26 protein-coding genes are annotated in these 24433 nt (G+C 60.7%); 13 read left to right on the top strand and 13 right to left on the bottom strand.

Annotated features, from left to right (window positions below):
• The first annotated feature begins 28 nt into the window (after positions 1 to 28).
• The 3 genes from BTN82_RS09475 to BTN82_RS09465 are packed head-to-tail and all read left to right on the top strand — an operon-like array spanning position 29 to position 1373.
• A complete protein-coding gene (locus BTN82_RS09475) occupies positions 29 to 436 on the top strand; it encodes a hypothetical protein (RefSeq protein ID WP_075118867.1) in 408 nt (135 codons plus the stop codon).
• Positions 433 to 1107, top strand: coding sequence for a hypothetical protein (locus BTN82_RS31480; protein WP_261792945.1), 675 nt, complete (start codon positions 433 to 435; stop codon positions 1105 to 1107). The genes BTN82_RS09475 and BTN82_RS31480 overlap by 4 nt, the downstream gene beginning before the upstream one ends.
• Positions 1104 to 1373 carry a pyocin activator PrtN family protein gene (locus BTN82_RS09465; protein WP_075118866.1) on the top strand — a complete coding sequence of 90 codons (270 nt, stop codon included), beginning with the start codon at positions 1104 to 1106 and terminating at the stop codon, positions 1371 to 1373. The genes BTN82_RS31480 and BTN82_RS09465 overlap by 4 nt, the downstream gene beginning before the upstream one ends.
• Before the next feature lie 55 nt (positions 1374 to 1428).
• On the opposite strand, the gene BTN82_RS30970 is transcribed toward BTN82_RS09465, so the two are convergent.
• Both BTN82_RS30970 and BTN82_RS09460 read right to left on the bottom strand, forming a co-directional pair.
• The gene (locus BTN82_RS30970) at positions 1429 to 2292 is read right to left on the bottom strand and encodes a hypothetical protein (RefSeq protein WP_148169483.1); all 864 of its coding nucleotides are present in this window, start codon (positions 2290 to 2292) and stop codon (positions 1429 to 1431) included.
• A 13-nt stretch (positions 2293 to 2305) separates the two neighbouring features.
• Positions 2306 to 3400 (bottom strand): site-specific integrase, encoded by a 1095-nt coding sequence (locus BTN82_RS09460; protein WP_075118865.1) that lies wholly within the window; start codon positions 3398 to 3400, stop codon positions 2306 to 2308.
• 102 nt (positions 3401 to 3502) lie between these two features.
• Between BTN82_RS09460 and dusA the strand changes: the two genes are divergently transcribed.
• Positions 3503 to 4522, top strand: a complete 1020-nt coding sequence (dusA, locus tag BTN82_RS09455; protein WP_075118864.1) for a tRNA dihydrouridine(20/20a) synthase DusA — start codon at positions 3503 to 3505, stop codon at positions 4520 to 4522.
• A 188-nt stretch (positions 4523 to 4710) separates the two neighbouring features.
• Positions 4711 to 5637 (top strand): transaldolase, encoded by a 927-nt coding sequence (gene tal / locus BTN82_RS09450; protein ID WP_075118863.1) that lies wholly within the window; start codon positions 4711 to 4713, stop codon positions 5635 to 5637.
• Between the two features lie 72 nt (positions 5638 to 5709).
• On the opposite strand, the gene rssC is transcribed toward tal, so the two are convergent.
• A complete protein-coding gene (gene rssC / locus BTN82_RS09445; protein WP_025804200.1) occupies positions 5710 to 6192 on the bottom strand; it encodes an anti-sigma factor antagonist RssC in 483 nt (160 codons plus the stop codon).
• Positions 6192 to 7373: a two-component system response regulator RssB gene (gene rssB / locus BTN82_RS09440; RefSeq protein WP_075118862.1), complete on the bottom strand. Its 1182-nt coding sequence runs from the start codon at positions 7371 to 7373 to the stop codon at positions 6192 to 6194. The genes rssC and rssB overlap by 1 nt, the downstream gene beginning before the upstream one ends.
• A 275-nt stretch (positions 7374 to 7648) precedes the next feature.
• On the opposite strand from rssB, the gene BTN82_RS09430 reads away from it, so the two are divergent.
• Positions 7649 to 7948, top strand: a complete 300-nt coding sequence (locus tag BTN82_RS09430; protein WP_075118861.1) for a PilZ domain-containing protein — start codon at positions 7649 to 7651, stop codon at positions 7946 to 7948.
• A 60-nt stretch (positions 7949 to 8008) separates the two neighbouring features.
• Here BTN82_RS09430 and BTN82_RS09425 read toward each other — a convergent pair whose 3' ends face one another.
• Positions 8009 to 8692 carry a VacJ family lipoprotein gene (locus BTN82_RS09425; RefSeq protein WP_075118860.1) on the bottom strand — a complete coding sequence of 228 codons (684 nt, stop codon included), beginning with the start codon at positions 8690 to 8692 and terminating at the stop codon, positions 8009 to 8011.
• 203 nt (positions 8693 to 8895) lie between these two features.
• Between BTN82_RS09425 and BTN82_RS09420 the strand changes: the two genes are divergently transcribed.
• Positions 8896 to 9516, top strand: coding sequence for a phosphatase (locus tag BTN82_RS09420; protein WP_075118859.1), 621 nt, complete (start codon positions 8896 to 8898; stop codon positions 9514 to 9516).
• A 113-nt stretch (positions 9517 to 9629) separates the two neighbouring features.
• Positions 9630 to 9893, top strand: a complete 264-nt coding sequence (locus BTN82_RS09415) for a DUF4404 family protein (protein WP_075118858.1) — start codon at positions 9630 to 9632, stop codon at positions 9891 to 9893.
• Between the two features lie 45 nt (positions 9894 to 9938).
• Here the strand turns inward: BTN82_RS09415 and queF are convergent, their stop codons facing one another.
• Both queF and BTN82_RS09405 read right to left on the bottom strand, forming a co-directional pair.
• A complete protein-coding gene (gene queF / locus BTN82_RS09410; protein WP_075118857.1) occupies positions 9939 to 10769 on the bottom strand; it encodes an NADPH-dependent 7-cyano-7-deazaguanine reductase QueF in 831 nt (276 codons plus the stop codon).
• A gap of 68 nt (positions 10770 to 10837) precedes the next feature.
• On the bottom strand, positions 10838 to 11392 hold the full coding sequence (locus BTN82_RS09405; protein ID WP_075118856.1) for a plastocyanin/azurin family copper-binding protein: 555 nt from the start codon (positions 11390 to 11392) through the stop codon (positions 10838 to 10840).
• A gap of 156 nt (positions 11393 to 11548) precedes the next feature.
• Between BTN82_RS09405 and BTN82_RS09400 the strand changes: the two genes are divergently transcribed.
• Together BTN82_RS09400 and BTN82_RS09395 are read left to right on the top strand one after the other, a co-directional pair.
• A complete protein-coding gene (locus BTN82_RS09400) occupies positions 11549 to 12229 on the top strand; it encodes a heavy metal response regulator transcription factor (protein ID WP_075118855.1) in 681 nt (226 codons plus the stop codon).
• The gene (locus tag BTN82_RS09395) at positions 12229 to 13593 is read left to right on the top strand and encodes a heavy metal sensor histidine kinase (protein WP_075118854.1); all 1365 of its coding nucleotides are present in this window, start codon (positions 12229 to 12231) and stop codon (positions 13591 to 13593) included. The genes BTN82_RS09400 and BTN82_RS09395 overlap by 1 nt, the downstream gene beginning before the upstream one ends.
• 95 nt (positions 13594 to 13688) lie before the next feature.
• On the opposite strand, the gene BTN82_RS09390 is transcribed toward BTN82_RS09395, so the two are convergent.
• The 3 genes from BTN82_RS09390 to BTN82_RS09380 all read right to left on the bottom strand — a co-directional run bounded on the left by BTN82_RS09390 (position 13689) and on the right by BTN82_RS09380 (position 16939).
• Positions 13689 to 14933, bottom strand: coding sequence for a lipoprotein-releasing ABC transporter permease subunit (locus BTN82_RS09390; RefSeq protein WP_075118853.1), 1245 nt, complete (start codon positions 14931 to 14933; stop codon positions 13689 to 13691).
• Between the two features lie 64 nt (positions 14934 to 14997).
• Positions 14998 to 15681, bottom strand: coding sequence for a lipoprotein-releasing ABC transporter ATP-binding protein LolD (gene lolD, locus BTN82_RS09385; protein ID WP_164485193.1), 684 nt, complete (start codon positions 15679 to 15681; stop codon positions 14998 to 15000).
• A 7-nt stretch (positions 15682 to 15688) separates the two neighbouring features.
• Positions 15689 to 16939: a lipoprotein-releasing ABC transporter permease subunit gene (locus BTN82_RS09380; protein ID WP_075118852.1), complete on the bottom strand. Its 1251-nt coding sequence runs from the start codon at positions 16937 to 16939 to the stop codon at positions 15689 to 15691.
• A gap of 94 nt (positions 16940 to 17033) precedes the next feature.
• On the opposite strand from BTN82_RS09380, the gene BTN82_RS09375 reads away from it, so the two are divergent.
• Together BTN82_RS09375 and BTN82_RS09370 are read left to right on the top strand one after the other, a co-directional pair.
• Complete coding sequence (locus BTN82_RS09375) at positions 17034 to 17621, top strand: PilZ domain-containing protein (protein ID WP_075118851.1); 588 nt, start codon at positions 17034 to 17036, stop codon at positions 17619 to 17621.
• A 60-nt stretch (positions 17622 to 17681) separates the two neighbouring features.
• Positions 17682 to 18404, top strand: a complete 723-nt coding sequence (locus tag BTN82_RS09370) for a glycerophosphodiester phosphodiesterase (RefSeq protein WP_075118850.1) — start codon at positions 17682 to 17684, stop codon at positions 18402 to 18404.
• Between the two features lie 42 nt (positions 18405 to 18446).
• Here BTN82_RS09370 and sthA read toward each other — a convergent pair whose 3' ends face one another.
• Positions 18447 to 19841: a Si-specific NAD(P)(+) transhydrogenase gene (sthA, locus tag BTN82_RS09365; RefSeq protein WP_075118849.1), complete on the bottom strand. Its 1395-nt coding sequence runs from the start codon at positions 19839 to 19841 to the stop codon at positions 18447 to 18449.
• A 201-nt stretch (positions 19842 to 20042) separates the two neighbouring features.
• Complete coding sequence (locus BTN82_RS09360) at positions 20043 to 21020, bottom strand: FAD:protein FMN transferase (RefSeq protein ID WP_075118972.1); 978 nt, start codon at positions 21018 to 21020, stop codon at positions 20043 to 20045.
• Between the two features lie 372 nt (positions 21021 to 21392).
• Between BTN82_RS09360 and BTN82_RS09355 the strand changes: the two genes are divergently transcribed.
• Positions 21393 to 22691: an MFS transporter gene (locus tag BTN82_RS09355; RefSeq protein WP_075118848.1), complete on the top strand. Its 1299-nt coding sequence runs from the start codon at positions 21393 to 21395 to the stop codon at positions 22689 to 22691.
• 142 nt (positions 22692 to 22833) lie between these two features.
• On the opposite strand, the gene BTN82_RS09350 is transcribed toward BTN82_RS09355, so the two are convergent.
• Positions 22834 to 24297 carry a glyceraldehyde-3-phosphate dehydrogenase gene (locus BTN82_RS09350; protein ID WP_075118847.1) on the bottom strand — a complete coding sequence of 488 codons (1464 nt, stop codon included), beginning with the start codon at positions 24295 to 24297 and terminating at the stop codon, positions 22834 to 22836.
• Positions 24298 to 24433 lie beyond the last annotated feature (136 nt).

The following is a 24433-nucleotide window of genomic DNA, read 5'->3' as shown; positions in this document are numbered from 1 at the left end:
GGCCCGCACACCACAAGGAGTAAGACCCATGACCACCCAACAGGTCATCGCCCTCGCCGCCATCTGCGCGTTCGTTATCGGGCTGTTTGCCTATGCCTACTGGTTTGGCCGCCAAGAGGGCCGCGTCCGAGGCCGCATTGCCAGCGACCTCGAGCACGAGTCGACCATCCAGCGACTGGAAGCGTCCCTGGAATTCCTGCGTAACGACCACCGACACCTGGCCGCGCACGCTAAGCGGCTGAAGGATGCAACCTCACTGCAGGAGCAGCACCGCCACACCCTATTGCAGATCGCTGAAAGCCTGCGCATTGCCGCCGAGACCTGGAGCGCCTTCAAGACGGGCAAGAAGCTCGAGCGCGATGCACACCGCCTGCGTAACGAAGCCCTCGCCCTCGCCGACCTCCTGAAACCCACCGAACAGGAGGCCGCAGCATGAATCAGGCCCATCACCCCGGCTTGCTCTTCGATCCTGCGCCATGCACCGGACATGCCCGCGCCGTCGGACAGGGATCGACGCAGCTCTCGACCTCGGAGGAAAGCGGGCACGCGCGCGCTCAGGATTGCGACGCCACCCGCCCTGCTTTGCTCCGCAAACAGGTATGCATCGACGCGCAGAAAACAAAGAGTCTCTGCTGCGCAGCAGCAGGCATTATTGACCCTATCAGCGCCACTGCCGAGGCGCGTATACCCCAAGAAAAGCTGCGCGAGGCAGCCAGTGCTGATGCAACGCTGATCGCTCAGGAACGCCCGCCCGCGCAGCCTGTTGTGGGGTATATGCACCCTGACAGCAACTCCGAAAGCCCATCACAAGCAGCCATTGATGAGATCCAATTCGACGAGCGCATCAAGTTCGAAAAAGAGTTTCCAGTCCCCGAGGGACTGCAGTACTGCGCCCAGCGAGGAACGTACATTGCCGCACCAGATGCGAAGACATCCGACTCGTTCGCCCGTGAGCATTACGCGTACCAGGCTGGCTTCGCCGCATGGGAGCGTAGAGCGTGGAAGCACGCCGCACTCGTTGGTCAGCAAGCCATCAGCAACGTATCGATTTGGGTACGGCCGCTAGCCATTGCACTGAGCACATCGACACAAGAGGTACAGCAATGAATACCTTGTTCCTACTTATGGCGCAGTACGATGGCCAAGCTGTTATTCCACTTGATCGAGTGTGCGCGGACTATATGAATCTCACTGTAGAGAAATTCAAACGCAAAAGGCTGGACGGTGAAATTGATGTGCCAGTTGTGCGCTTAGGTGCCGACAGCCAAAAAGCAGGTCTTGGAATCCATATAAGAGACCTAGCCGACTACATTGACAGGCAGCGAGAAAAGGCCCTAAAAGAACAAAATCAACTCATGGGCAGAGCAGCATAAGAAGCTCGCGCTCTTCTCGGTCGAGGCTAATTAAGCCTCGATCAGCTCCCACCGCTTAGGCACCTCCACCCGATGAAGCCGACCCAAGCACAAATGCCCAATTTAATCGGATGCTAGTGCGGGAAATATCAGAGAACAACGCTCGGTTAACTATAGCTTCTTTAAACTTCTCATCAATCGTAAATTCTTCGAATCCTTCATCATCGATGGAGCCGCGCCGCTTTACTTGGCGAGTAGAGTGAAGGTACCCAAGCCGCACGAGGTCACTCAAAGCAGTGTAAACATCATTTGGCATCATCGAAGAGCTCTCAGTGGTTCCATACGGAATCGACGAGCAAAAAAATAATTCCAGTGCGCCATGATGAGCGATAGAAATTCTATCAGCGAAACTTTCAAAAGCTTCACTCCAACAACGCTCGAGGTACAATCTCAACTCATCCCGTACAACTCCATCTATCCTATAAATACTCTCTCCAGCTCCCGTTCTGTGTATCGGCGAAATGAAACCCTCATCAAACAATGTGTAAACATTGCTGCTCAGCGAGTTCAAAATCAAATCTTCTTTAAGCAATGCTTTTAGGACATCCATTTGCTTGCTAGGCAGAACCTTAAGTACACTCCTAACTCTCGCCGAGCGCTCCAGAACTTGCTGTTTAATCACCTCATCGGACTTCGATTTTTTAATTCGACTTTGAGCACAGCCATACAACCAAATTAAAAACTCGACCAACAGAAAAGAGAATGCAAACCAAAAAGCCAAAATAAAATAAGGCAACAGCTCTTCTTTAAGGCCCTGCTCTGTTAAGTGAAAAGCCAAAACGCGCCATGATGAAACCGTCAATAAAACCGTAAAAAATGCAATTCCCGCACTTTTTTTTGTAGACATTCCACCGAATAACTTAATCAGCCAATCCTGCATATACCAGCCGCTCCTAGGCGCACAAAATTTGCTTCAACCATTTCCAACCAGCGTAACCATTTCCTCGGCCGCGCAGGTGAGTGTAACGCCTCAATGAATTCCAGTCGCGATGGCCAGAAACACTCGATACCCTTGGAATGTCCCAGTCCATTTCAAAGAGCCGGCTCACCCCTTCGTGTCGCAGATCATGGAAATGCAGGTCTTCAATCCCAAGCATCGGGCACGCCCGCGTAAAAGACGCTGACACCGACTTTGCGTTATAAGGAAAGATCTCCCTCTCTGCCTTGGGCATGCTGTGCAGGATAGCCCAGGCCTCATCAGGTAGATAACACCACACATCATTGCCAATCTTCTGCCCAGGGTTCTTCATATCACGCACTAGGACGGCCTGCCGAGACTCATCGAGGTCATCCCAGCGGATCCGCGTAATTTCTTCCTGCCGGCGCGTCGAGAAGATTGCAAAGGCAATCATCTTCGGCATATCAATTTGAGCTTTGCGGCGCGCCTGCATCTCGAAGAAATGCACCATGAGCTTGTCCAGCTCTGCCAGCGTTGGCCGGCGGTTGCGCTCCTTGCTTTTGCTGACCATGCCGAGCTTGCGCAATACCTTACGGGCGTCAGGCATAGCCAGGGGGTCCACCTCATAGCCCCACGCTGGCCGCGCCACGGACAACACCGCTCCCAAGTGCGACAAGTCGTTACCGACCGTCTGTGCCTGCACACCACCACCTTCCTGGCCCATCCGCCACTGAGCAAACTCCACCAGCTTCTGACTGGTGAGCGCCGAATCGTCGAGATCGCCCAGCCAGGTATCCTTGATTGCGTTCAGCGTCGCGTTCTTGGTTTTGCCCAGCGGCCGAATCTTCGCGTACTCGTCCAGGTACTGCTCAATCATCTTCCTGACCGTCACACCCTTGCGGTTGGCGCGATCGATGGCGCCGGGCTCAGCCAACTCTGTCTCCCGGCGCTTGATCCAGGCCTGAGCGACCTGCTTGCGGTCGAAGGTTTGGCTTTCCTGATAAACTGTCCGCCCGTCCCGATTGATCCGTATCTGCGCCGTGTATGCCGTCGAGTTGTCCTTGCGCTTGCGTGATGTGATCGTGCCCATTTCCAGTTGCTACATTGCCGAATTCGCTTGCTACATTGTAGCAACCGCCCTCGAAAAACAAGGAAAAATGGGTAAAATCCGCTGTATAAAAGATCAGTACCAATGAACTTCGAAAAACCTGAAGCGCCCGTAAACACTAGCCACTCCCGCTCCGAGCCGTCTCGCCGCTTCTCCGTGGCGCCGATGATGGATTGGACGGACCGCCACTGCCGCTTCTTCCTGCGCCTGCTGTCCAGGCACGCCCTGCTCTACACCGAGATGGTCACCACCGGCGCGCTGCTCAATGGCGATCACGAGCGTTTCCTGCGTCACGACGAAGCCGAGCATCCCTTGGCGCTGCAACTGGGCGGTAGTACGCCGGCGGATCTGGCGGCGTGCGCGCGGATGGCCCAGGAGCATGGTTACGACGAGGTGAACCTCAACGTTGGCTGCCCGAGCGATCGGGTGCAGAACAATATGATCGGCGCCTGCCTGATGGGGCATCCGGGGCTGGTGGCCAATTGCGTGAAGGCGATGCGCGATGCGGTGAGCATTCCAGTGACGGTCAAGCATCGGATCGGCATCAATGGCCGCGACAGCTATGAAGAGCTGTGCGACTTCGTCGGCCAGGTGCGCGACGCCGGCTGCACCAGCTTTACCGTGCATGCGCGGATCGCGATTCTCGAGGGGTTGTCGCCGAAGGAAAACCGCGACATTCCTCCGTTGCGTTATGACGTGGCGGCGCGACTGAAGGCGGATTTCCCGGAGCTGGAGATCATCCTCAACGGCGGCATCAAGACCCTGGAGGCCTGCCACGAGCATTTGCAGGCCTTCGACGGCGTGATGCTGGGCCGAGAGGCCTATCACAACCCCTATCTGCTGGCCGAGGTGGACCAACAACTGTTCGGCAGCGCGGCGCCGGTGATCTCCCGGGCCGAAGCGCTGGCGCAGTTGCGACCTTACATTGCCCAGCACCTGGCCACAGGCGGTGCCATGCACCATATCACTCGCCACATATTGGGGCTGGGCACCGGTTTTCCGGGGGCACGCAAGTTCCGCCAACTGCTCTCGGTGGACATCCACAAGGCCAAGGATCCGCTGGCGCTGCTGGATCAGGCAGGGCAGTTGCTCGAAGGCCGCTAGCGGTCGCGCGGGTTGAACCTGACGGATCTTTTGGCATCGTAGTAAACGGATAGCGCCCCAGCATTCAAACGCCTGTTTTCAGGTTGTTACCCTTGGGGCCCGTTTCGGCATCCGCTTACGTATTCGCGCCCTTGAGCGGCTGTCTGCGCTCGGGTAATGTCAACAGACCCACAGGACAGAGCACTCCCATGACTTCCAAGCTGGAACAACTCAAGCAATTCACCACCGTGGTTGCCGACACCGGCGACTTCGACGCTATCGCCCGGGTCAAGCCGGTAGACGCTACGACCAACCCTTCCCTGCTGCTCAAGGCCGCGGCCATTCCCGGTTACGCCGAACTGCTGAACGCCAGCGTCAGCGACGTCAAGGGCGATATCGGCCTGGCCAGCGACCGGTTTGGCGTCGCGGTGGGCAAGGAAATCCTGAAAGTGATCCCGGGGCGCATCTCCACCGAAGTGGACGCCCGCCTGTCGTTCGACACCGACGCCATGCTCAAGCGCGCCCATCGCCTGATCGAGCTGTACGACAAGGCCGGCATCGGCCGCGAGCGCGTGCTGATCAAGATTGCCTCTACCTGGGAAGGCATCCGCGCCGCCGAGCAGCTGGAACGCGAAGGCATCCAGACCAACCTGACCCTGCTGTTCTCCTTCGCCCAGGCAATCGCCTGCGCCGAGGCCGGCGTGTTCCTGATCTCGCCGTTCGTGGGCCGGATCTACGACTGGTACAAGAAAGCCAATGGCACCGACTACACCGGCGCCGACGATCCGGGCGTGCAATCGGTAACCCGCATCTACAACTACTACAAGGCCAACGACTACAAGACGGTCGTTATGGGCGCCAGCTTCCGCAACCTGAACCAGATCGAGCAACTGGCCGGCTGCGACCGCCTGACCATCAGCCCGGACCTGATCGAAAAACTGGCTGCCGACACCGGCAAGCTGGAGCGCAAACTGGCGCCAGGCCACGCTGGCGAAGCTCGCCAAAGCCTGAACGAAACGCAGTTCCGCTGGGCCTCCAACGAGGACGCCATGGCCACCGAGAAACTGGCCGAAGGTATCCGTCAGTTCGCCCGCGACCAGGAAAAACTCGAGGCGCTGCTGACTGCCAAGCTCTGATCGACCGCGCCAACGCAAAAAGGGCGGACCCTCGCGGGTCCGCCCTTTTTTGTGCGCTGCTGCCTTATCGGATCAGTGACGCTCCAGGGCGTTCACCAGATCATGGAACGCCTCGCGGTTGGAATCATTCAAGCCCATGAGGATCTTGTGCGCCTCCAGCACCTTGAGCCGCACCACTTCTTCCGACTGGTCCTGAGACGGCAAGTCGGTCAGGCATTCCGGGCATGGGATCGGCCGGTCAACAATGTTGAACACCTGATCGAAGCCCATGGACTGCAGCAGCCGCGTGATGTCTTCGTGGGTGGTGACGACCGTCGGCAACAGGCCGACCTTCTGCCGCGACAGGATCGACAGCTTGGCCAGCAGACCCAGGGTGGTGCTGTCGATGCTGCGGGTTTCGGTCAGGTCGATCACGATCGCCGAGAAGTTCAGCGCCGTAAAGATCCGCTCAATAGTCGCATCCAGCGCCGAACACAGGGTCAGGCGCACTTCACCGACAAACTTCAGGACAAAGGTGCCGTCCTGCTCGGCGAACTGGATTCTACCGGTACTCATTAAAGATTCCTGCTCAACACCAACAGGGCGATATCATCCGGCATCTCCCCTAGCGTGGCCAATCCAAAAACCTGCCGCAGACCATCCAGGCTGCCGCCTGCCGTTCTTACCCGTTCGGGCAAGGCGGCTTCTTTTTCTTTGAGTGTGGGTTCCGGCAAAAGGTCCAGGATACCGTCCGACATCAGCGTCAAGCTGAAGCTCGGAGGCAGCTCCAGAATATGGTCTTCGTAGGTGGCTTCATTGAACAAGCCCACTGGCAGACCCCGCCCTTCCAGGTAACGCACACTGTCCGGCGTGTACAACACAGGCAATGGCAGGTGCCCGCCAATGCTATAGGTCAACAAGCCCGTCTCCTCGTCGATGACGCCACCGACCATTGTCACGTGTTTGCCCAGCTTACAGCTGATCAGGCCACGGTTGATATGGCCAAGGACTTCCGAAGGCTTGAATTCCGGCAAGGTGCCGTTGCGCTTGGACTCGAACAGCAAGCGCGTGGTCATGAACTTGAGCAGCACGGTGACGAAGGCTGACGACGCACCATGCCCGGAAACATCCGCCAGGTAGAAGGCGACGCGACGCTCGTCGACGCGGAAGTAGTCGACGAAATCGCCTGACAGGTACAACGACGGAATGATCTGGTGCGCGAACTTGAACTCGTCGATGGTCCACGGGCTTACCGGCAGCATGTTCATCTGCACCTGGCGCCCGGCATTCTGGTCTTCCTGCAGCAGGCTCAGGCTGGCTTCGAGCTCGCGGTTGGCGGCTTCCAGCTTTTCCCGGTAGCGCTGGTTTTCCAGTAACAACCGCGCGCGATCCAGGGCCCGGCGTACCGAGTGTTCCAGTACCGCCAGGTCTTCCAGAGGCTTGATCAGGTAATCTGCCGCGCCCAGGCGCAAGGCCTCGACCGCGTCGTTCATCACACCGGCGCCAGATACCACGATGACCGGGATTTGCGGCTCGATGTCGGTAACCTGGCGGATAAGCTCGAGGCCACCCATCTGCGGCATGCGCAGATCGCAGATCACCAAGTCGGGCTTTTCCTGCTCGAACACCTGAAGTCCCTGCTGACCGTTACTGGCCTGCAGGACGCTGAAGCCACTGTCTTCCAAATAGGCCGCGAGGCTCGCGCGCACTACTTCGTCGTCATCGATTATCAGCAGCGTGGCACTGGTTTTTGGCATGTGGGCAAACGGCGCCAGAATTAGGTTGGCGTAGGTGCCCGGGCGCGGGCCTGGAACACACTACTGGATTCGCTTTCTAGCCACTCTGGAAACGGAGCCAGGGCCCGGAGCCCTGCACGCTCGACCATCAGAGGTGCCCTTCTAAGGCGCAGACGGTACTCCCATCCGCGGGGCGTTTCAAGCTCATGCCGATGGTCGCTGGACGTCTTTACACCTCAAATCACCGGGAGTTATAAGAACAGACAAATCCGCAACCTAAACGCAGGATCGAACCGATGAACCCAAACGATCGGGACTACAGTGAAAAGCGCGATTACATCCGTATGCGGGTGGATGCCGAGGTCACTCTGATCCATCAGGGACAGGTGATTCCAGCCATCTGCATCGACCTTTCCAGCAGTGGCATGCAGGTTCGGGCCACGCGATCGTTCAAGGTCGGCGACCGGCTCAGCGTGCGTATCGATTCCGAGCACGCCGCCCTCAGGGGGCTGGAAGCGGACACCGAAGTGGTCTGGGTCACCGAACTGGAAGGCGACGGCCAGAAACTTGGCCTTACAATCTTGCAGATGAACTGAGCCTGATAGCGACAAAAAAAGGCGGCCCCAGGGCCGCCTTTTTCATGACAGGTTCAAGGTTTAAAAATCGTCTTCGACCTTGCCGTCCTTGACCTTGAATTCGCGATTCTGCAGGTACGCATTGCGAATGAAGGTGTACTTGTCGCCAGTGATCAACTTCTCGCTCGACAGCAGGCTCGCGCGAGTGTCGATGATATCCAGGGCAAACGCGCTGTTACGCACCGGCACGTCGTTCACATAACGGTAGGGTTCGGTGAAGCTGTCCACATACTTGGACGGCGCATCGCGCAAGGTACTTGGCCCCAGCAACGGCAACATCACATAAGGACCGCTACCAACACCCCAGTAGCCGAGGGTCTGGCCGAAGTCTTCATCGTTACGCTGCAAGCCCATCTTGGTGCTCACATCGAAGAAACCCGCCAAGCCGATAGTGGTGTTCATCAACAACCGAGCCGTGTCGACGGCCGCGGCATGCGGTTTGGCTTGCAGGATATCGTTGGCCAGGTTGCCGACGTCGCCGATGTTACGGAAGAAGTTGTGAATGCCGTCTTCGAGAAACTGCGGGGTTATCGCCTGGTAACCTTGAGCCAGGGGTTTCAACGCATAAGTGTCGATGGTGTCGTTGAAGGTGAAGATCGGGCGGTTGAAGCTTTCCCACGGATCGTCTTCCGCAGCGTGGGCTACAACAGGCACCAGCAGCACACTGGCACACATGAACTGAGCGAGACGATTGCTCCAGCGCATAGCAAGAACTCCTTGAATTGTACTGTCGCGGGCGCGATGCGCTGGCGGTAAGCGCAGTAGTATAAATCGGATATCCGCTTTTATGCAGCACTGGCACAGTGCTTTGCCGCTTCCTGCCACATTTGCATATACCCAGTCACGGGGCTGTCACCCAACGGTCATCTGCCATCGGTACGCTTGCAGGGTATTTCAGGGACGTCACGATGCCTCACGCCGAAGCCTTGCCAGTATCCGCCCCCACCTTGACCGCCGTGCTCTTCGGCCTCAGCGGTTGCTTGGTGGATTTCGGCGCCCGGATGCGCCTGCACAGCGCAGATCACCCGGTGCAGGAGCAGGCTCACGCCACCCATGGCGCCCTCGACATCCTGCACAGCCTGCAACATCAGGGCGTGCCCTGTGCCTGGCTCGACGAACTTCCCGCCAGCCTCAGCCAGCGCCTGGCAAGCTCGCTGCCGGACTGGCTTGCCTCCTCCGCCAACACGGGCTCGCTCTGGCCCGCTCCCGATGCCTGCTGGCAGGCGCTGATGACCCTGAATGTCAACCGCCTGGATGGCTGCGTGCTGGTCAGCGGTGAACCGCGCCTGCTGCAATCGGGGCTCAACGCCGGCCTGTGGACCATCGGCCTGGCATCCTGCGGCTCGCTCTGTGGCATGAGCCCGCCGCAATGGCAGGCCTTGAGCCAACAGGAACGCGAGTTCAAGCGCGGCAAGGCGACCCTGCACCTGTTCAGCCTTGGCGTGCACTCGGTGATCGACCACCTGGGCGAGCTGCCGACCTGCCTGGCCGACATCGGCCAACGCCGGTTAAAAGGTGAAAAACCCTGACTTGATCAAGATCATGCACATTGGCCAGGAGTGGATTACCCTAAGGTTCTGACATGGACCTTTAGCGAATCGGCGCGGTCCATGGCTATGCCTATCACTGAAGGGAGAACGCCATGGCTGCCCGCGACTTGCATGAACAGCTCAATACCCTGCGCGAGCAATTGGAGCAGAACCCGCCGCTTTCGGAAGCCGAACGCGCCAACCTGCAGGACTTGATGCAGCAGATCGAACTCGAGCTCAAACTGGAAAACGCCACCCAGGACAGCAGCCTGGCCGACGGGGTCAATCTCGCCGTCGAACGCTTCGAGCTCGAGCACCCCGCCATTGCCGGCACCTTGCGCAACATCGTGCAAACCCTCGGCAACATGGGAATTTAACCCCCGACAGACAAAAAAGCCCCGCTACCAGAGCGGGGCTTTTCATTACTGGCGAACCAGCCGGAAGTTGGCGAAGCTCGCGGTTTCGGTACTGCGGTACGGGTTGATGTCCAGGCCGCCACGACGCACATAACGCGCATACACCGTCAGCTTCTCCGGCTGCAGCAGACGCTGCAGGTCGAGGAAAATCCGCTCCACGCATTGCTCATGGAAGTCCGAGTGCTGGCGGAAACTCACCAGGTAGGCCAGCAGGCTGGCGTGATCCAGCGCCGGGCCACGGTACTCCACCACCACACTGCCCCAGTCCGGCTGGCTGGTAACCGGGCAATTGGATTTGAGCAGATGGCTGTGCACGCTCTCCTCCACGACCCGCGACCTGTTGCATTGCAGCAATTCCGGCCGCGGGTGCTCATAGCTACTGACACTGATATCCAGCTCATCGATGCAAGTGCCTGGCAAGGCCAGCACGCCTTCCGCCTCGACCTCGCCCAGGCTGCGAATCCGCACCCCCACCTGCTTGCCGGCCGCCGCCGAGAGATCGGCACGCAAGGTGTCCTCCAGACTCTGGCGATCCGCGAACGGCGTCTGGTTCAGCGAGTTGAGGTACAACTTGAACGACTTCGATTCAATGATGTTCGGCGAATCCGCCGGAATGCTGAACTCGGCGATGGCCACCACCGGCTTGCCGGAAGGCAGCAGCCAAGACAGCTCGAAACAGTTCCAGAAGTCCACGCCCTTATAAGGCAGGGTGTCGGCGCTCAGGCCCAGCTCGGCCCATTTTGCCGCCCGCGGAATCGGAAACAGCAAGGATGGGGTGTAGGTAGAGACGTATTCACTGGACTTGCCCAGCGGCGAATGTTCGGCTGCGGGATGCATGGCGGAAACCTGACTGAAGAATCAGGCGATTCTATCAGCCTTTGCCGCAGCCTATGAGCCCCAGCCGCTTACTGGCCGACAGTCAACTTGCCGACCATGCCCGCCTGATAGTGCCCCGGGATATTGCAGGCGAACTCAAGACTGCCGGCCTTGCTGAAGGTCCAGGTCAATTCGGCGGTCTTGCCCGGCTCCACCAGCACGCTGTTCGGGTCGTCGTGTTTCATCCCGGCCATGCCTCCATGCCCCATGGCCGCGTGATCCATGGCGCCGGTGGGCATTTCTTTAACGGCCGTAGGCGTGAGCATTCCGCTCTGCTGCATCTTGAGCATTTCCTGCTGGTGCTCGGCGTGCATGGCCGCATCGCCCAGGTTGAACTCGTGCAGCAACTGGCCCTTGTTGATCAACACGAAACGCACAGTCTCGCCGGCCTTGATATCCAGGACCTTGGGGTTGAACGACATATCGCCCATGACCACCTCCACGGTACGCGTGGCCTTGGCCGCCTCGGCCGCCTGGCCGAAATCGTAAGTCTGCGCCGGCGATGCCCAGGCCGGGACACTCAATGCCAGCAGGCACGCCGCCAGGGTCAACGAACGGGGCAAAACAGCTTTGGGCAAAAACATGGTCACGCTCCAACAAGTATAAGGTTCAGCTTGAGAAAGACTCTAAAGCCACACCGCTGCCAGTCAGCTGACTGCTAGATTACAACTTTGTCAGCTTGCGCCATGCACCTATCGCCCACGGTATAAAGCTCGCGTTCCATTCACCATGAGTCGCCCATGAAACTGCTGATCGTCGAAGACCAACCCAAAACCGGACAATACCTGCGCCAGGGCCTGAGCGAGGCCGGCTTCAATGCCGAGCTGGTGGCCGACGGCACCACTGGCCAGCACCTGGCGCTGACCGGCGACTACGCCCTGCTGATTCTCGACGTGATGCTGCCTGGTCGCGATGGCTGGCAGATCCTGCAAGCCGTGCGCAGCGCCGGGCTGGAAATACCGGTGCTGTTCTTGACCGCGCGCGATGCGGTGGAGGACCGGGTTCATGGCCTGGAACTGGGCGCCGACGACTACCTGGTCAAGCCATTCGCCTTCTCCGAGCTGCTGGCCCGGGTCCGCAGCCTGCTACGCCGCGGCAGTTCCTCGCCGCAGGAAACCAGCCTGCAACTGGCGGATCTGCGCCTGGACCTGATCCGCCGCCGAGTCGAACGCAATGGCCAGCGTATCGACCTCACGGCCAAGGAATTCTCGCTACTGGAAATGCTCCTGCGGCGCCAGGGCGAAGTGTTGCCCAAGTCGCTGATCGCCTCCCAGGTCTGGGACATGAATTTCGACAGCGACACCAACGTCATCGAGGTGGCGATCCGCCGCCTGCGCCTGAAAATAGACGACGATTATCCGAACAAACTGATCCACACCGTACGCGGCATGGGCTATGTGCTCGAAGAGCGCCAAGCCTGATGCGCCGGCTGTCCCTGAGCGGTCGCCTGGCCCTGTTGTTCGCCGGTTGCACGGCCGTGGTTTCGTTGCTCGCCGGCGTGCTGTTCAGCCGCGCCAGCGAGGCGCACTTCATCGAACTCGACCAGCAGTTGCTCGAAGGCAAGTTGATTGCCATGCGCAGCGCCTTGCAGGGCGCGAGCGATCCAGTGCGCTTTGCCGAGCGCAAGGCGCAGTTGCAGGACGAGCTCGGCCACCAACCGGACCTGGCATTGCGGGTCACAGGCGCGGATGGCACGGTCTGGTTCGACAGCGCCCAGGTGCTGCCCGACCTCCCGCCCCAAACCGCGGGTCTGCACAGCCTGCAACATGACGGCACCGCCTACCGCGTCTACAGCGCCGCGCTGGAGCCTGGCCAGGCAAATTCGCCCCAGCTGAGCCTGATGCTCGACATCACCCACCATCAGCATTTCCTGCAACGCATGCAGCACCTGATCTGGCTGACGGTCGGCCTCTCGGCGCTGGCCACCGCGCTGCTCGGGGCCTGGGCCGCGCGCAGCGGCCTGCGCCCGTTACGCCGGATGAGCGAGGTCGCCGCCGGCGTGTCGGCCAGCTCCCTGACCCAGCGCTTGCCGGAACAACAGATGCCCGGCGAACTGGCCGAACTGGCCCACGCCTTCAATGCCATGCTCGGGCGCCTGGACGACTCCTTCCAGCGCCTTTCCGCCTTCTCGGCGGACATCGCCCATGAGCTGCGCACCCCGCTGTCGAACCTGCTGACCCACACCCAGGTCACCCTGACCCGCCCACGCCCGCTGGAGGACTATCGCGAAGCCCTGCACAGCAACCTCGAAGAGCTGCAATGGATGGCGCAACTGGTCAACGACATGCTCTACCTGGCCAAGGCCGACCATGGCCTGCTGACGCCAAGACGCGAAGCCCTGGAACTGAGCGACGAAACCGACATGCTCCTGGAGTTCTATACGCCGCTGGCCGAAGACGCCGGCATCGCCCTGGGGCGCGACGGCACCGCGAAAGTCCACGGCGACCGGAGCATGTTGCGCCGTGCCCTCTCCAACCTGCTGGACAATGCCCTGCGCTTCACCCCGACGGGCGGAGAAGTACGCGTGCGTCTTGGCGAGAGCATCGAAGGCGTTTCATGGCTGCGGGTGGAAAACACCGGCGAAGGCATCCCGGCCGAACGCTTGCCCCGCCTGTTCGACCGCTTCTACCGCGCCGATCCGGCTCGCCATGAAGGCAGCAGCGAACACGCAGGCCTGGGTCTGGCCATCACCCAATCGATCATCCGCGCCCATGGCGGGCAGATCCGTTGTGAATCGGCCCAGGGCCGGACGAGTTTTGTGATCGAGTTGCCCAGCGGGAAGTGATGCTGGCCGCTCGGGTTATCGCGAGCCAGCTCGCTCCTACATGATCAACGCATGACCTGTAGGAGCGAGCTGGCTCGCGATAGCGGCGTAGTGCATTACGAGTAGCGCAACGCCGTCGCCGGCTCGACCTTGGCTGCGCGCCAGGCCGGATACAGGGTCGCCAGGAAACTCAGGACAAACCCCGCGGTGCAGATCAGGGCCACGTCGCCGCCCTGCAACTCGGACGGCAGGTTGCTGACGAAATACACGTCGGAACTGAAGATATGCTGCCCGCTGACCCGCTCCAGCCAACCCACCAGCGCACTGACGTTCAGCGCCGCGATCACGCCCAGTACGCCGCCGATCAAGGTGCCGACGATACCGATCACCGTACCCTGGACCATGAAGATCGCCATGATCTGCCGCGGCGTGGCGCCGATGGTGCGCAGGATCGCGATGTCCGCACCCTTGTCGTTCACCACCATGATCAGCGTGGCAATGATGTTGAACGCCGCCACGGCGACGATCATCAGCAGCAACAGGCCGATCATGGTCTTTTCCATCTTCATCGCGCTGAACAGGCTGCCCTGGGTATGAGTCCAGTCATCGGCCTTGAAGTCCGCGCCCAGGCTGGCGGCGATGTCGCTGGCAACCTTGGGCGCCGCGTACAGATCCTTGACCGCCAGGCGCACGCTCTGCACCTGGTTCGGCTGCCAATGCTGCATCTCGGCGGCATCGGCCACATGGATCAGGCCCATGGAACCGTCCAGCTCGGCCCCGACCTTGAACACGCCGACCACGTTCAAACGCTGCATGCGCGGGGTGATGCCGCCCGGCGCCGAACTGATTTCCGGCACGATCAGCGTCAGCTTGTCGCCGACATTCAGACGGAAGCGCCGTGCCGTGATCTCGCCGATCACCACCCCGAACTCGCCCGGCTTCAACGCATCCAGCCGCCCTTGGACAATGTGCTGGGCAACGATGGAGACCTTGCCCTCCTGGGCCGGGTCGATGCCGCTGATCTGGATCGGCTGCATCGCTCCCTTGTAAGACAGCATGCCTTCCATCTCGGTGAACGGCACCGCGGCCGTCACCTCGGGATTTTTCATCGCGGCGGCGGCCACCGGCTGCCAGTCGTCGATCGGCTTAACGCCGACGATGGTGGCGTGGGGCACCATGCCGAGAATGCGCGAGCTCATTTCGCGCTGGAAACCGTTCATCACCGACAACACCACGATCATCGCCAGCACGCCCAGGGCGAGACCGATCATCGAGGTCATGGAGATGAAGGAAACAAAGCGATTGCGGCGCTTGGCGCGGGTGTAGCGCGTGCCGATAAAGATCGATAACGGTCTGAACATTCGCTGGGGCACCGTATAAAAATAAAAGACCCGACGCCTGCCTCAGGCATCGGGCTGCTGCCGATCAAATGGGCGTCAGGCAACCTTCCTGCAAGTGCAGGACGCGGTCCATCTGGCGGGCCAGGTTCATGTCGTGGGTCACCACCAGGAACGCGGTACGCATCGACGTGCTGAGTTCCAGCATCAGGTCCTGGATGCCTTGCGCGGTGTGGGAGTCGAGGTTGCCGGTCGGCTCGTCGAGCATCACCAGCCCGGGTTTGTTGACCAGGGCACGGGCGATGGCCACACGCTGGCGCTCACCGCCGGACAGTTCGGCCGGCTTGTGCTCCAGACGATGCGCCAGGCCTACCCGCTCGAGCAGCGCCGTGGCCCGCTGGCGGGCTTCCGGGATCGCGGTCTTGCCGATCAACAGCGGCATGCAGACGTTTTCCAGCGCCGTGAATTCCGGCAGCAGATGATGGAACTGGTAAACGAAGCCCAGGGAGCGGTTGCGCAACAGGCCGCGGCCTTTCTCGCTCAACGCGGAAAGCTCCTCGCCGTCGAGCCAGACGCTGCCCTTGGTCGGCGTATCGAGGCCGCCCAACAGGTTGAGCAAGGTACTTTTACCCGAACCGGAGGTGCCGACGATCGCCACGCGTTCACCCGGGTGCAGCTCCAGTTGCAGGCCGGACAACACCACCACCGACTCCGGGCCTTCCTCATAGGACTTGCCCAGGTCGCGGCAGCTCAGAATTGCTTTTTCGCTCATGCCCAACTCACTCATAACGTAGCGCCTCCGCAGGCTGGGTGCGCGCGGCACGCCAGGCTGGATACAGGGTGGCGAGGAAACTCAGGACCAGTGCCGCGCCGCAGACCATCAACACATCCTCGGCCATCAGTTGCGAGGGCAGGTAGTCGATGAAGTACACGTCGGCATTGAGGAATTTGTGCCCGATCAGGCCTTCGAGGGCGGAAATCGCCGCGCTCACGTTCAACGCCGCGAACATCCCGACCACGGCGCCGATCAAGGTCCCGATCACCCCGATCACCGTGCCCTGGACCATGAAGGTCGCCATGATGGTGGCCGGCGTCGCGCCGAGGGTCCGCAGGATGGCGATATCGCCTTTCTTGTCGTTCACCACCATCACCAGGGTGGAGATGATATTGAACGCAGCTACGGCGACGATCAGCAGCAACAGCAGGCCGATCATGGCTTTTTCCATGCGGATGGCCTGGTACAGGTTGCCGTGGGTACGGGTCCAGTCACGGGCGTAATACTGGTTCTCGCCCAACTGCTGGGCGATTTCCCAGGCGGTGCGCGGCGCCTGGAACAGGTCGTCGAACTTCAGGCGCAAGCCCTGCACCTGATCCGGCTTCCAGCGGTGCAGGCGACCCAGGTCGTCAAGGTTGGTCAGGCCCAGGTAGCCGTCCAGTTCGCCGGCGCCGACATGGAAGATGCCGACCACGGTAAAACGCTTCATGCGCGGGAACATGCCGGCCGGGGTCACCGTGACCTCGGGGGCGACGAAGGTCAGCTTGTCGCCAAGGCCGACGCCCAGTTTGTTCGCCGCCTTGTCGCCGATCACGATACCGAAACTGCCCGGCGCCAGATCGTCCAGCTTGCCCTGTTTCATGAAGTTATCGATGATCGAGACTTGGCGCTCCTTGACCGGATCGATGGCGTTGAGCAGGACTTTCTGCACCTGGCCGTTGTTGGTCAGCAGCCCCTGCATCTGGGTGAACGGCGCCACCGCCAGCACCTTGGGGTTCTGCTTGACCTTGTCGGCCAGGCTTTGCCAATCGCCGATCGGCTCGCCGGATTCGATGGTCGCGTGGGGCACCATGCCCAGCACGCGGGTCCGCATCTCATGGTCGAAGCCGTTCATCACCGACAGCACGACGATCATCACGACCACGCCCAGGGCGAGTCCGATCATCGAGGTCAGGGAAATGAACGACACGAAATGATTGCGACGCTTTGCACGGGTATAACGCGTGCCAATAAATACGAAGAGAGGTCTGAACATGTCGGGGCTTGTTCGGAGGAAAAGAAGACGTCCTTGTGGCGGGTCCTGGTAAGCAGCTTTACACTCAGACCACCGCCGCTACCATGGGTTCGCCATGTCGACATTAGATGAAGAAGATCGCCGCGAATACTACCGTATCGAGGACACGATCGCACTGGAAATTAGCCCCCTGTCCGCCCATGACGCGGCGGGCAAAGATGTGTTGCAGGATGCGTCGCCGCTGTTCAATCTGCTCAGTGAACTGCACCTGAGCGAATTCGAATCGCAGCACCTGCTGCGCCAGGTCAGCGAGCGCGACCGGACCCTGGCCAACTACCTCAAGACCCTGAACAAGCGCATCGACCTGCTCGGCCAGGTGGTGGCACAGACCGTACTCGGCAAATTCGGCGAACCGCAGCGAGTCACGCTCTCCGAGGGCGGCATCGAGTTCGAGCATCACCTGTCCTACCCCGCCGGCACCCATCTGGCCGTCAAGCTGCTGCTGATGCCCCAGGCCCTCGGCCTGCTGTTGCGTGCCAAGGTCACGCACTGCGAAACCCGCAGTTTCGGCACCTTCGAAATCGGCACCGAGTTCGAATCACTGACCGATGCCCAACGCCAGTTGCTGGCGCGCTATATCCTGCAGAAGCAGGCCCTGGAACGTCGTCAGGCCCGAGAGCAGAACGACCCGGTGGCCGACTGACCTGCGGCCTCATCGCACAGCACCGATCATCTAGTGGAAAATTTCCGTCAAGGAGCAATCGTGACCCTGATTTATGGCCACCGCGGCGCTAAAGGCGAAGCACCGGAAAACACCCTGAGCAGCTTCCAGCAGTGCCTCAAGCACGGCGTGCGCCGTTGCGAACTGGACCTGCACCTGTCCATGGACGGCGAGCTGATGGTGATCCATGACCCGACGCTCAAACGCACCACCGACCGCCGTGGCAAGGTGGTCGAACACAACGCCGCGGAACTGGTGACCTACGACGCCCGCAAAGGCGGCCCGGGCTGGATCAAGCCCTGCCCGATCCCGCGCCTGGAAGAACTGTTCGAGCAATGCGACTTCGAGCACTGGCAGTTGGAGGTCAAGAGCGCCTCGCGTACCCGTGCCGCCACCACCGTGCTGGCGATTCGCGAGATGGCGCAGCGTTTCGGCCTGCTGGACAAGGTCACCGTCACCTCCAGCTCACGGGAAGTGCTCAAGGCGGCGGTCGAGCTGACCCCGGATCTGTCGCGCGGGCTGGTTGCCGAATACGCCTGGCTCGACCCATTGAAGGTCGCGCAAAGCTACGGCTGCGAGATACTGGCGTTGAACTGGACACTCTGCACCCCCGAGCGGCTGCAACGGGCGCAGCGCCAGGGCTTGCATGTGTCGGTGTGGACAGTCAACGAGCCCGCGCTGATGCGCAGGCTCGCCGACTTCGGCGTAGACAGCCTGATTACAGACTTTCCCGGTTTGGCCAGCGCCACGCTCGAGAATTACTGAAATCGGTCTCCCCGGCCGGCTCAGGCCACCGGCCGGAGTCGCTCAAAAAAGCCGGTTGAGGCCGTCGTAAGCGGCGACCCGATAGGCTTCGGCCATGGTCGGGTAGTTGAACGTGGTGTTGACGAAGTACTTCAGGGTATTGAGTTCGCCCGGCTGGTTCATGATCGCCTGGCCGATATGGACGATCTCCGACGCCTGGTAGCCGAAGCAATGCACGCCGAGGACTTCCAGGGTCTCGCGGTGGAACAGGATCTTCAGCATGCCTTGCGGCTCGCCGGCGATCTGCGCGCGGGCCATGCTCTTGAAGAACGCCTTGCCCACTTCATACGGCACCTTGGCCTGGGTCAGCTCCTGCTCGTTCTTGCCGATCGAACTGATCTCCGGAATGGTGTAGATCCCGGTCGGCACGTCGTTGACGAAACGCCAGCTGCCGTTGTCGACGATGCTACCGGCGGCCGAACGGCCCTGGTCGTGGGCGGCGCTGGCCAGGCTCGGCCAGCCGATCACATCGCCCGCGCCGTAGATGTTCGGTACGCAGGTGCGGTAGCTCTCGTCCACTTCGATCTGGCCGCGGCTGTTGACCTTGACCCCGATGTTCTCCATGCCCAGGCGGTCGGTATTGCCGGTCCGGCCGTTGCACCAGAGCAAGGCGTCGGCCTTGATCTTCTTGCCCGACTTGAGGTGCAGGATCACGCCGTTGTCGAGGCCTTCGACGCGGTCGTATTCCTCGTTGTGGCGCACGGTGATGTTGTTGTTGCTGAAGTGGTAGCTCAGTGCCTGGGAAATCTCGGAGTCCAGGAAGCTGAGCAACTGGCCGCGGTTGTCCACCAGCTCGACCAACACCCCAAGGCCGCTGAAGATCGAAGCGTATTCACAACCGATCACCCCGGCGCCGTAAACGATGAGTTTGCGCGGGGTGTGGCCGAGGCTGAGGATGGTGTCGCTATCGTAGATACGCGGGTGGTGGAAATCGATATCGGCCGGGCGATACGGGCGCGAGCCGGTGGCGATGATGATGTGCTTGGCCACCAGTTTCTCGACCACGCCGTTGGCGCAGACCACCTCGACGGTCTGCTCGTCGGCGAAGCTGCCGGTGCCGAAGAACACATCGACCCGGTTGCGGGCGTAGTAGCCGGTACGCGAAGCCACCTGCTTGGAGATGACCTTTTCCGCGCTCTTGAGCACATCGGGGAAGGAGAACCAGCGCGGCTCGCCGATGGCCCGGAACATCGGGTTGGTGTTGAACTGCATGATCTGCCGGACCGAGTGACGCAAGGCCTTGGACGGGATGGTGCCCAGGTGGGTGCAGTTGCCGCCGACCTGGCGACGGCTATCGACCATCGCGACCTTGCGTCCTGCTTTCGCGGCGTTCATTGCCGCACCTTCTCCAGCGGGGCCTGAACCCAGCACCACTACGTCGTAGTTGTAGACAGCCATGCGTACTCCTCAGAACGGGCCGTGGCACCCGGTGTGGCGCCTACGGCTAAATCATGTCGCGGCCAGCGGCATGAAGGGTCAATTTGGCTCGGTTACGAACCCGGGCACAGTCTATAGAAGCGTCAACGCCGCGCACATTAACCCTTGGTCGCGTCAGAGGCTACCTTTGCCTGCGACAAGGCGCCGCGGCACCGCGCAAGATTACTGCTTTTGCCCGGCAAACAGGCGATCGAACGCGCGATTGCTGCGTGTGACGAAGCCTGTATCGGCACGAATCACAAAAAATGCGGCGATATCGTGTTTTTCTGCGTAATCCCAACCGCGCTCAGGGCCGAGAATCAGCAGCAGGGTCGATAGGCCATCGGCCATCAAGGCCGCCGGATGAATCACCGTGACCGAGGCCAGCCCATGCTCGACCGGTTTGCCGGTGCGAGCATCGAAGGTGTGGGAATAACGCTGTCCGTCGCGCTGGAAATAGTTGCGATAGTCGCCGGAGGTCGAGACCCCGTAGCCGTCGATGGCGATCACCCGCTCGGCCACCTGCCGATCGTCCCGCGGCTCCTCCAGGGCAATGCGCCACGGCGTACCGTCGGGCTTCCTGCCCACCGCCTTGAGCTCGCCGGTGGCTTCGGCCAGGTAATTGTCGATGCCCATTTCCTCGAGCCTAGCGGCAATCCGGTCCACCGCGTAACCGGCGGCAATGCTGTTGAAGTCGACCTCGACCGCGGCGTCCTTGCACAACCTGTCGCCGTCGATACGCAGGTGGGTATAGCCGACTCGCTGCCGCGCCTGCGCCAGCGCCGCGTCGCTGGGCACTGCTTCCCCGCGCCCCTGCGGACCGAAGCCCCAGAGATCGAGCAACGGCTCGACCGTCAGGTCGAAGGAGCCCTGGCTGCGTTGCGACAGCTGCTGGCCAACCCCGATCAGGTGCAAAATCGGCGCTGGCATCGCCTGGCAGCTATCGGCAGGCAGATCGTTAAAGCGCTCGATGTCCGAATCGCTGCGGTAGGTCGACATCTGCCGATCGATCTCGGCGAGGATCCGCTCGACCTCGACCTGTACGTCGTTCCGCGCGGCAAGGCCAGGATGCCGCACGTACTTGACCGAATAGGTGCTGCCCATGGTGGGGCCGCCGAAGCTTTCCAGCGAATCGCCATTGCCACAACCGGCCAAAGCCAGCGCCACAGCGATAGCTCCCGTCAGATGCCTCCACCTTTTACCCAGCACAGCAATCGCCTCCCGAGACTCGATATTCCTCATCAGCGAGTGCTGATCCAGGGCGCGCCATTATGCGGTAACGATCCCTTGTAGGGTGCAAACCGAACCGACGCCATCGCGAGCAAGCCCGCGCCTACAAAGGAATGCGCTTTTCCTGCAGGAGCGAGCTTGCTCGCGATAAACCTCAAGCTCGCCACTCATTTAGCAAGCACGCTAAGAGTTTTTGTTGCCTCGACGGAATCATACACATATTGTTACAAACTGCCTGATGTGCAGCCAGGATGGATAACGACCAGGGATTGCTACCAAAATTAGCCAGAGCGAGTGAATAAAATGTCCACGACCACGGGCAAAGGCAAAGCGATCTTTCGCGTTGTCAGCGGCAACTTTCTGGAGATGTTCGATTTCATGGTCTACGGCTTCTACGCCACGGCCATCGCCAAGACCTTCTTTCCTGCCGACAGCGCCTTCGCCTCCCTGATGCTGTCACTGGCGACCTTCGGCGCCGGCTTCCTGATGCGTCCCCTGGGGGCGATTTTTCTCGGCGCCTATATCGACCGCCACGGCCGTCGCCAAGGCCTGATCATCACCCTGGCCCTGATGGCCGCCGGCACCGTGCTGATCGCCTGCGTCCCGGGTTATGCCACCCTCGGGGTCGCCGCGCCGCTGCTGGTGCTGCTCGGTCGCTTGCTGCAAGGCTTTTCCGCCGGCGTCGAGCTGGGCGGCGTCTCGGTCTACCTGGCGGAAATCTCCACCCCAGGCCGCAAGGGCTTCTTCGTCAGCTGGCAATCGGCAAGCCAGCAGGCCGCCGTGGTCTTCGCCGGCTTGCTGGGCGTCGGCCTGAACCACTGGCTGAGCCCGGAACAGATGGGCGACTGGGGCTGGCGCGTACCCTTCCTGGTGGGCTGCATGATCGTCCCGGCGATCTTCATGATCCGTCGCTCGCTGGAGGAAACCCCGGAATTCCAGGCGCGCAAGCACCGCCCTACCCTTCAGGAAATCATCCGTTCCATCGGCCAGAACTTCGGTATCGTCCTTGCCGGCATGGCGCTGGTGGTGATGACCACCGTGTCCTTCTACCTGATCACCGCCTACACCCCGACCTTCGGCAAGGCCGAGCTGCACCTGTCGGACCTCGACGCCCTGCTGGTCACCGTGTGCATCGGCCTGTCGAACTTCTTCTGGCTACCAGTGATGGGCGCCGTTTCGGACAAGATCGGGCGCAAGCCGCTGCTGCTGGCGGCGACGACCCTGGCGATCCTGACCGCCTACCCGGCGCTATCCTGGCTGGTGGCCAACCCGAGCTTCAGCCATCTGCTGATCGTCGAGTTGTGGCTGTCCTTCCTCTATGGCTCGTACAACGGTGCCATGGTGGTGGCCCTGACTGAAATCATGCCGATCGAAGTCCGCACCACCGGTTTCTCCCTGGCCTACAGCCTGGCGACCGCGACCTTCGGCGGTTTCACCCCGGCAGCCTGTACCTACCTGATCCATGTGCTGGACAACAAGGCGGCACCGGGCATCTGGCTCAGCGGCGCGGCAATCCTGGGCCTGATCGCGACCCTGGTGCTGTTCCGCGGCAACAAACATCAACTGCGCACCGCGCAAGCAGCCGTAGCTGGAGGCGCCTGACAGAATGCTATCGCGAGCAAGCTCACTCCTATAGAAGGCGAATCAGCCCTTGTAGGAGCGAGCTTGCTCGCGATGGAATCGTTGCCGCCGCACAAACAAAAACGCCCCGACAAGTCGGGGCGTTTTCATGGGCGGCTAAGGCTTAGCGCGGGAATGCTGGCGGGTTGACCCCAGCCATGTCTTCCATCACGCGAACCACCTGGCAGCTGTAACCGAACTCGTTGTCGTACCAGACGTACAGAACAACGCGGTTGTCCTGAACGATGGTCGCTTCAGCATCGACAACGCCTGCGTGGCGCGAGCCAACGAAGTCAGTGGACACCACTTCCTGCGAATTGACGAAGTCGATCTGCTTGTGCAGATCGGAGTGCAGCGCCATGTAGCGCAGGTACTCGTTCATCTCTTCACGGGTAGCGGCTTTCTCAAGGTTCAGGTTGAGAATGGCCATCGACACGTTCGGCGTCGGAACGCGGATCGCGTTACCGGTCAACTTGCCAGCCAGCTCAGGCAGCGCCTTGGCAGCAGCGGTAGCAGCACCGGTCTCGGTGATCACCATGTTCAGCGCGGCGCTACGACCACGGCGATCGCCCTTGTGGAAGTTGTCGATCAGGTTCTGGTCGTTGGTGTACGAGTGAACGGTTTCGACGTGGCCGTTGATGATACCGAACTTGTCGTTCACTGCTTTCAGCACCGGCACGATGGCGTTGGTGGTGCAGGAAGCGGCGGACACGATCTTGTCGTCAGCGCTGATTTCACTGTGGTTGATGCCGTGAACGATGTTCTTCAGCTTGCCCTTGCCTGGCGCGGTCAGGACAACGCGGTCGATACCCGGGCACGCCAAGTGTTGACCCAGGCCATCAGCGTCACGCCATACACCGGTGTTATCCACCAGCAACGCGTCTTTGATGCCGTACTGGGTGTAATCCACCTCGGTCGGGTTCTTCGCGTAGATCACCTGGATCAGGTTGCCGTTGGCGGTGATGGTGTTGTTTTCTTCGTCGATGGTGATGGTGCCGTTGAACGAACCGTGAACCGAATCGCGACGCAGCAGGCTGGCGCGCTTGGTCAGGTCGTTTTCGGCGCCTTTGCGCACGACGATGGCACGCAGGCGCAGACCGTCGCCGCCACCGGTTTTCTCGATCAGGATGCGCGCCAGCAGACGGCCGATACGACCGAAGCCGTACAACACCACGTCAGTGCCTTTGCGAGCCGAAGCGTTTTGCTGGCCAACCACGTCAGCCATTTCTTCACGGACGAACTGCTCGGCAGTGCGGCCATTGCCTTCGTTACGGAATTTGAAGGCCAGCTTGCCCAGATCTACCGAGGCCGCGCCGAGCTTGAGCTCGCTCATGGCTTTAAGCAGCGGGAATGTTTCGTGGACGGAGAGTTCGCTATCGTCAGCAGAACGATGGCGAGCAAAGCGATGAGCTTTGAGAATCGCGATGACAGACTGGTTGATCAGGCTGCGGCCATAGATCGAACTCACCACATTGTTATTGCGGTAGAGCTGACCGATAAGCGGAATCATCGCTTCTGCGAGCGCTTCACGGTCGATCCATTCACCAAGACACTGGTCGGGCTTCTGAGTCACGGGAACCTTCCACATGTAGGGGCTGAAAAAAGGGGCTACATTATGCCGCCGAGTCCCCTGCGTAGCAATGCGCGCCTGTCGCGCAGAACGTAACAAAAGCCCTTCCGAAAAAATCGCGCCCCGCTCCAGCCCAGTAAACACGCGGCTTTCA

The organism is Pseudomonas chlororaphis, assembly GCF_001921865.1.
Lineage (GTDB): Bacteria > Pseudomonadota > Gammaproteobacteria > Pseudomonadales > Pseudomonadaceae > Aquipseudomonas > Aquipseudomonas chlororaphis_D.
This window is presented reverse-complemented; position numbering and strand designations above follow the sequence as displayed.